Below are 657 nucleotides of genomic sequence, written 5' to 3'. Positions count from 1 at the left end.
TTCCACAACCGAGAGCTGGGGAATGGCAAAGCGGTCGCCGCCGGCTTCCACGATCAGGGCCGAGACGATCGCGAGCGTCAGCGGGATCTTGATGGTGACGGACGAGCCTTCACCGGCGACGGACTTGATGTCGATGGTGCCGCCGATCTGGTCGATATTGGTGCGCACCACGTCCATGCCGACGCCGCGGCCCGAGACCGAGGTGATGGCGGCGGCAGTGGAGAAGCCCGGCGCGAAGATGAACTTGTGGATTTGCGCTTCGCTCATCTTCTCGAGCTCGGCCTCGGTGACGAGCCCCGAAGAGAGCGCCTTGGCCTTGATCTTCTCGGTGTTGAGGCCCCTGCCGTTGTCGGCGATGCAGATGATGATGTGACCGCCCTCGTGATAGGCGGACAGCCGGATGGTGCCCTGCTCGCCCTTGCCGCTCGCAAGCCGCTCGGCCGGGGTTTCCAGGCCATGGTCGGCGGAGTTGCGCACCATATGGGTGAGCGGGTCCTTGATCAGGTCGAGCACCTGGCGGTCGAGCTCGGTGTCGGCGCCGTGCATCTCCAGCTCGATCTGCTTGCCGAGTTCGCTCGATAGGTCGCGGACGATGCGCGGCAGCTTCTGCCAGGCATTGCCGATCGGCTGCATGCGCGTCTTCATGACGCCTTCCTG

General features: G+C 64.8%; 1 protein-coding gene. It reads right to left on the bottom strand.

Annotated elements, in window-relative coordinates; all coding sequences use genetic code 11:
• Positions 1-657, bottom strand: a 657-nt coding sequence (locus Q3C01_RS44870; RefSeq protein ID WP_458151749.1) for a chemotaxis protein CheA, incomplete at both ends; no start/stop codon positions are given.

This window comes from Bradyrhizobium sp. UFLA05-109 (genome assembly GCF_054185165.1).
Note: the sequence above shows the minus strand (reverse complement) of the source record. Positions and strands in the feature narration are given on the sequence as shown.